This is a genomic window from Erwinia sp. ErVv1, assembly GCF_900068895.1.
In the GTDB taxonomy this organism is placed as follows: Bacteria; Pseudomonadota; Gammaproteobacteria; order Enterobacterales; family Enterobacteriaceae; genus Erwinia.
In genome coordinates this window covers 535,427-542,174 of record NZ_CDPK01000003.1, presented here as the reverse complement: position 1 = coordinate 542,174, position 6,748 = coordinate 535,427, and the positions used below count along the sequence as shown (strand labels likewise).

The window sequence follows — 6,748 nt, the reverse complement described above, 5'->3', positions numbered from 1 at the left end:
CCAGGCAAAGCCTGCCGCGAGGACCGCCCGTCAACCGCAGGGATTGTCCACCGGTATCGCAGGTATTACAGCCCAAACAACTAACCGGCAAACGCAGGGATTGCCCCCAGAACTAATGGTTACTGCGGCTCTTTAGCCGCATAGCAGGGCTGCCGGGGGTGGCAGAAAAAAGCGACGTTGTTAAATTAAAACAGCTTGAATACCTGCACACACAGAGCTTAACTGGAATATTCGCACAGATACCTGAGGCAGGATACACGGTTTTACTCGAAGCAGCTCAGCAGCCCGGGAGGGGGACAATCCCTGCGGTTGACGGGCATTCCGCAGCGCTGCGGCGCAGACGGAGGGCCAGGCGAGGGCAGCAGGGATGCNCGCGAGGACCGCCCGTCAACCGCAGGGATTGTCCACCGGTATCGCAGGTATTACAGCCCAAACAACTAACCGGCAACCCCTGGGATTGCCCCCAGAACTAATGGTTACTGCGGCTCTTTAGCCACATAGCAGCGCTGCCGGGGGTGGCAGAAAAAAGCGACGTTGTTAAATCAGAACAGCTTGAATACCTGCCCACAGAGCTTAACTGGAATATTCGCACAGATACCTGAGGCAGGATAAACGGTTTTACTCGAAGCAACGCACAAGCCCGAGAGGTGGACAATCCCTGCGGTTGACGGACATTCCGCAGCGCTGCGGCGCAGACGGAGGGCCAGGCGAGGGCAGCAGGGATGCTGCACTCAAAGAGCGGCGGGCAGGGATGCCCACTCGCGACCGGGCCGTCCGGCCTGGAGTCGGAGCCAAAGGCACCACGCGGAGCGTGGCGCGAGGACCACCCGGCAAACGCTGGGATTATCCACCGGTATCGCAGGTATTAAAGCGCAAACAACTAACCGGCAAACGCTGGGATTTTCCACCGATATCGCAGGTATTACAGCCCAAACAACTGACCAGAGAGCGCTGGGATTGCCCCCCAACTCAGCAGATATTGCCGCCTACACCTGCAACAACGGCTCTAAGCACCACTCAGCTGGAACAGCTCACTTCCAGCTTCTTGCCCCAGTCAGGTGGTCGACGCATCAGGTCGGCGAACTCCGGTGAGTCGGTGAAAGGATCGCTCAGCGCACGGTGCAAGCGTGACAGCACGCTAATATCATCCTTCTCCGCCTGCTCTATCGCCTGTTGCGCCAGATAATTTCTTAATATAATCGCCGGATTAGCCTGCTTCATCTTCTGCTGACGTTCCGCATCGCTCACGCCTTCCTGTAGCAAACGCTGACGATAAATGTTGTACCAGCTGTCAAAAGCCTCCCGATCGACAAACTCATCGCGCAACGGGGGGTGAGACTGTTGCTGCTCGGTCTCGCACAGTAGCCGGAAAGTCAGAGTATAATCACTCGCCTCCTTCGTCATCAGCGACAGCAGTCCGGTCAAAATATTATTGTCGTCCTTATCCGCCGTCATCAGTCCCAGCTTCGCGCGCATCTGCTCGCCCCAGCAGCGCATCAGTTCTTTTTCATATCCGGATAGCGCCAGCTTCAGCTGTTCGGTCGTTAACAGGCCCGACAGCGCATGGGCCAGTCGGTTAAGATTCCACAGCCCCACCATCGGCTGGTTTTCAAAACTGTAGCGCCCCTGATAATCGGAGTGGTTACAGATAAAGTCAGGCTGGTAATCATCCAGGAAACCATAGGGCCCGTAGTCCAGCGTCAGACCCAGAATGGACATATTATCCGTATTCATCACCCCATGGGCGAAACCAATGCTCTGCCAGTGAGCGATAAGGCGCGCGGTGCGCTTCACGACATCGCTAAACCAGAGCAGATAGCGGTCATTTTCCTGCTGCCACTGCGGCCAGTGATGACGGATAACATAGTCAGCGAGCTGACGAACCTTTTCCGGCTGTTGGGCATAGAAAAAATGCTCGAAATGCCCGAAACGCACGTGACTTTCTGCCACGCGCAGCAGCATGGCACCGCGTTCCTGCGTCTCGCGCCACACCGGCTCGTCGCTGGTTACCACCGTTAGCGCACGGGAGGTGGGAATACCGAGGTGGTGCATCGCTTCCGAAGCCAGAAACTCACGCAGTGACGATCGTAAAACCGCCCGACCATCTCCCATACGGGAATATGGAGTCAGTCCGGCACCTTTCAGATGCCAGTCTACCTTGCGACCATCAGCAAGCTGCTGTTCCCCCAGCAGCAGGCCGCGCCCGTCACCAAGCTGCCCTGCCCAGACGCCAAACTGATGCCCGCTATAAACCTGAGCCAGCGGCTGCATGCCCGCCAGTAGCGTTTCACCACTCCAGAGGGAAACATGCTGCTCGTCAAACCAGCTTTCATCCAGGCCGAGATCGGCAGCCAGTGTCTGGCTGTGATACAGCAGCCGTGGATTCTTTAACGGCGTGGGTTTAAGGGCGGTGTAGAATCCCTCAAGCTCCTGATGCCAGGTATTAGTAAATTGCATGGCGTTACCTTCGGTCGTCACTCCCGACGCTGCGTTATCAGCCGCGCCTGAGTACGCTCTGTCAATATTCAACATAATGAGGATTGCATGACGACACAATGCGGCAAGCCCTCCCGGGAGCTTACTCTGGGCAGTATCGGGAATGAGCGATAAAGGCCAATCGGCATGCAACCTACAGATTGATGAGTATAAACCTCCGCGGGGGTGCTTAACACGGAGTCAGTGAAGGGTTATTAATGCAATAATTCCGCAAATCCCTCAGGGGGATCAATCAGAGTAGAGAGGGAATCTTCACCTACCGGTGAAAATAGAGGGCTCTGTATGCCGTCAAAATCAAAGCGGCTAACTTTCTTCAGGCCTGATACATTGTCAATGCCCTGCACTATCACCTGTTCGCAGTGAGGCTTAATGTGCTCCAGCACGGTGCTAATAAACGGCTTAAACGAGAGTCGGTTTAAATTCCGCTGAATAAAGCCCTTATCAAGTTTTATTCTGAAGAAAAGGTTGTCGTAAATGGCTTTCGACGAGGAACGTCCCGCGCCGTAATTTTCCAGACTTAAGTCAAAACGCTCACTTAATGCCAGCAGTGAAGGATTTTCTCTCCCCAGGCTTAAATCAGGAAAACGTTCATTAATCTCCAGGGCGAGCCATTCGATCGACTCCATTTTTCGCGCGAGAAATTCACTTTTAAGTATTGTTTCAGCGAGCGTTGCGTCGATATTTAGCGTCGCCTTTACATTGTGCTGGCAGAAAAAATCCTGATGCTTTTCGATACTGTTTATTTGTTTTTGTAACAGTAAAACCCGTTGTTCATTATCAAGCTGCGGCAGCAACATATCCTGAGGAATAGCAACATTTGCTGTGGTGTGAGAAAAGTGTGTCACTAGCTCAACGGAGATAAGCTGACCCGCAAAGCTATAGATCGGGTAAAATGCGGTGGAACTTTTATAATCCGCTTCCAGATGGATTTTCATTTTATTCAGCCATGATGAAGTGGCAATCTGCGCATCCTATATCAACGAAATACGACAATCAACAGTGCCATTATAAAGTGTTGTTTCTACACGTTAACCCGGGATGAGACTCTACGCCCGGAAAAAACGTTACGCTACCACATAACTCAGATAAATATGTGCCTGGTCAAAAAGATAATATCGCAAAAAATCCTTCGTCCTCTGATTACTTTACAGCATCTTTACTAAAATTTGAGTAAACGGCGGGAGTATTGCCAACTTAAGCCCAATTGCGCCTCAGTCCCGGCAGTCTTAGCGTTTATGCTAATTAGCATCTCATAAACCAAATGATGAAGAAATGGGCTTTTTCTTATAATTATTAGCAGGCTATATAAATGGGCGACCTAAATACGCCGCGCCTGCCAGAATACCTTTTTCCAGTACACATTTTCCAGCGAGGAACGAATCACCCCCTGACTGGTCGAGGCGTGGATAAACTGGTTATCCGTATCGTATATTCCAACATGCAGGCCGTTTTCCCCACGCCCCGTTTTGAAAAACACCAGATCGCCCGGCAGCAGATCGTCTTTATCAATGCGCGTACCAATATCCGTTTGCGCTCGCGTTGTCCTTGGCAGCTGAAGTTCAAAGCGATCGCGAAAGGTTAAATAGACGAAACCCGAACAGTCGACGCCACCGCGTCCCAGACCGCCATAGCGGTAGGGCGCACCACGCCACTGCCCCAGCTGTTCGTTGAGTTGTGCAATAACGGTAATCGAATCAGAAAGTCGGCCGTTCGGGGGAGGCGCATGGCGGCTACAGCCCGCAACGGTGAGAATAAATACCAGAAGCCAGAAGCGCATCAGACGGGGATCCTTAGGGTGTTATTTTTTACTCTACTCGCAAAAGGGTATTGCAGGCAACATTCTAAGGTTAATCAGAGGAATGTGGTGAGAATTTCCTGGTTCTCAACCTTCAGATGACGAAAAGGCAACTGGTAAATCTGGCTGAGCAGATCGGGTTGAAGCACCGCTTTCGCCTCACCCTGGCAGATCATGTTACCCTCTTTCATCAGCCAGACGTGCTGGGCATGGTGCAGCGTATGATTGATGTCGTGGCCGCTAACCACCGCCGTCAGCCCCGCCGCCACCCGCTCTGCCAGATAGCGATCCAGAACGGCCTGCTGCGCAAGATCAAGCCCGGTCATTGGCTCGTCAAGCAGCAAAAGCCTTCCTTCCGGCTGTGATATCTGCGCAAATATTGCCACGAGCCTGACCCGCTGCCACTCGCCACCGGACAGGTTGCTCAGCGGGGAGGCCAGCTTCTGTTCCAGCTGAAAGCGCTGGCACAGGGCAAGTAGCGTTCGGTCTCGTTCTTCCAGGCTGGGGGGGTGGGACTGGTGCATGCTCAGATAATGCCAAACCGGCATTCTGCCCGAAAGCGCCTGCTGCTGCGAAAGCCAGGCACGCTGACGCGCCAGCATGGCGGGAGACCATTCACCTATCGGACGGCCAGCCAGCATCAGCCGCCCACGAGCGGGAAGAAGTCCGGCCAGACAGGCCAGCAGCGTACTCTTACCTGCGCCGTTTGGCCCCAGCAGATGGATCAGCTCCCCCTGCCCTACCTCCGCATCAAAGGGAGCAAGGCGCTGCGCTACCGCAACGCCCTGGCACTCAAGCAGCACTTATTTTGCCAGCGCCAGCTTGATGCTCTCCATCACGATGGGATCTTCTGGCTGCATATCCGGTGCGAAACGCTGCACAATGGTGCCATCACGCCCAATCAGGAATTTCTCAAAGTTCCACAGGATATCGCCAGGGGCTTTGGGTGCCTGCCCTTTGCTGCTTAACTTCTCCAGAAGACCGCTGTTTTCCGGCTCAACCGCCTCGGGTTTGGCGGCGATCAGCTGCTGATAAAGCGGGTGACGATCGGGCCCGTTGACCTCCGTTTTACTGAACATCGGAAAGGTCACGCCGTAGGTGGTGCTGCAAAACGTTTTGATCTCATCATCACTCCCCGGCTCCTGGCCCAGAAACGCATTGCAGGGAAAGCCCAGTACCGTGAAGCCCTTGTCATGCCAGGCTTTATGAATGTTTTCCAGCTGTTCGTACTGCGGGGTCAGGCCGCATTTAGAGGCAACATTGACGATCAGCAGTACATTACCCTGCCATTTCGCCAGTGAGGTCTGTTCGCCATCCAGCGTGGTCAGTTTTGTGTCGAAAATACTCATCAGTTTTTCCTGTTTAAGTGGGAAGGTTCAGGCCTTGATTTCAGGGACGGTTTCTCAATAGTAGCCAGATAAATAGGGGAGCGCCCAGCGTAGCGGTTACCACCCCAACGGGAAGCTCTGTGGAGGCAAGCGCCAGGCGAGCAAGGATATCTGCCGCCAGCAGTACGCTACCACCACCCAACGCACAGGCAGGAAGCAGAATACGATAATTGCTGATGCCATTGAGGCGCAGGATATGCGGTATGACCAGACCAATAAAGCCGATAGCACCGGCCAGCGCAACGCCAGTGCCGGTTAGCCAGCCGATAGCGACCACCAGCAGGTTACGCCAGAGCACCAGTGGCAACCCCAGCTGGCGCGCAGACATCTCGCCCAGCGCCAGCAGGTTGAGCACCTGCCAGCGCGAGCATAGCCAGAGCAAAACCGGCACCTGTGCCAGCATCAGCCAGCCGTTTCGCCAGTCAATACCGCTAAAGCCCCCCATCATCCAGTACATAAGCTGGCGCAGGTCCAGACTGGTACTGAAACAGACCAGCCAGGTCATTGCTGCACTCCCTATTATACCCAGCGCAACGCCCGCCAGCAGTAACCGACTGTTGGAGAGCTGTTTACGCGACAGGTGCAGCAGAATCAGCGTAACGCTTAACGCCCCAAGTACCGCAGCAACGCTAAGCTGCCAGATGCCGTCGGCACCGGCGAACATTGCCACCACCAGGCCGACACCGGCACCGTTAGAGACGCCCAGCAGCCCCGGCTCGGCCAGCGGATTGTCAAACAGGGCCTGCATCACAGCACCCGTGGCTGCCAGCGACGCCCCCACCAGCAGCACAGCCAGCGAGCGTGGCAGACGCAGCTGCCAGACGAACAGCCGGGCGTCAGGATCCATCCAACGGTCAGGCAAAATCCAGCGGTCACCTGCGCACAGGCTGAGTATCAGCATCAGCAGAGCAATCAGGGCCAGCGCGCCCAGCCAGCGCCTATCGTGCCGTCTGGCACGTTCCCGCAGTAGAGATAACGACGTCATCAGCGTAATTCAGGATCCGCAGAAAATAGTTCGTGGCTGATAATGAAAAAGGCCGCATAAATGCGGCCTTTTATAGTGCAGGGA

The 6,748-nt window shown here is 54.6% G+C and carries 6 protein-coding genes; all 6 read right to left on the bottom strand.

Features of this window, described 5'->3' with window-relative positions:
* Positions 1–1,017 precede the first annotated feature (1,017 nt).
* The 6 genes from A1830_RS06755 to btuC all read right to left on the bottom strand — a co-directional run bounded on the left by A1830_RS06755 (position 1,018) and on the right by btuC (position 6,664).
* A complete protein-coding gene (locus A1830_RS06755; protein ID WP_067703528.1) occupies positions 1,018–2,457 on the bottom strand; it encodes a protein adenylyltransferase SelO in 1,440 nt (479 codons plus the stop codon).
* Positions 2,458–2,690: 233 nt separating this feature from the next.
* Positions 2,691–3,431: an EAL domain-containing protein gene (locus A1830_RS06750; RefSeq protein WP_067703526.1), complete on the bottom strand. Its 741-nt coding sequence runs from the start codon at positions 3,429–3,431 to the stop codon at positions 2,691–2,693.
* Between the two features lie 383 nt (positions 3,432–3,814).
* Positions 3,815–4,273 (bottom strand): NlpC/P60 family protein, encoded by a 459-nt coding sequence (locus A1830_RS06745; protein ID WP_067703524.1) that lies wholly within the window; start codon positions 4,271–4,273, stop codon positions 3,815–3,817.
* A 74-nt stretch (positions 4,274–4,347) separates the two neighbouring features.
* Positions 4,348–5,094 carry a vitamin B12 ABC transporter ATP-binding protein BtuD gene (gene btuD / locus A1830_RS06740; protein ID WP_067703522.1) on the bottom strand — a complete coding sequence of 249 codons (747 nt, stop codon included), beginning with the start codon at positions 5,092–5,094 and terminating at the stop codon, positions 4,348–4,350.
* Positions 5,095–5,640 (bottom strand): glutathione peroxidase, encoded by a 546-nt coding sequence (locus A1830_RS06735; RefSeq protein ID WP_067703519.1) that lies wholly within the window; start codon positions 5,638–5,640, stop codon positions 5,095–5,097.
* 40 nt (positions 5,641–5,680) lie between these two features.
* Complete coding sequence (btuC, locus tag A1830_RS06730; protein WP_067703516.1) at positions 5,681–6,664, bottom strand: vitamin B12 ABC transporter permease BtuC; 984 nt, start codon at positions 6,662–6,664, stop codon at positions 5,681–5,683.
* Between the last annotated feature and the right edge of the window lie 84 nt (positions 6,665–6,748).

Coding starts and splice junctions, on each gene's coding strand:
- A1830_RS06755 (WP_067703528.1), bottom strand. CDS start 2,457: ATGCAATTTACTAATACCTGGCATCAGGAGCTTGAGGGATTCTACACC.
- A1830_RS06750 (WP_067703526.1), bottom strand. CDS start 3,431: ATGAAAATCCATCTGGAAGCGGATTATAAAAGTTCCACCGCATTTTAC.
- A1830_RS06745 (WP_067703524.1), bottom strand. CDS start 4,273: ATGCGCTTCTGGCTTCTGGTATTTATTCTCACCGTTGCGGGCTGTAGC.
- A1830_RS06735 (WP_067703519.1), bottom strand. CDS start 5,640: ATGAGTATTTTCGACACAAAACTGACCACGCTGGATGGCGAACAGACC.
- btuC (WP_067703516.1), bottom strand. CDS start 6,664: ATGACGTCGTTATCTCTACTGCGGGAACGTGCCAGACGGCACGATAGG.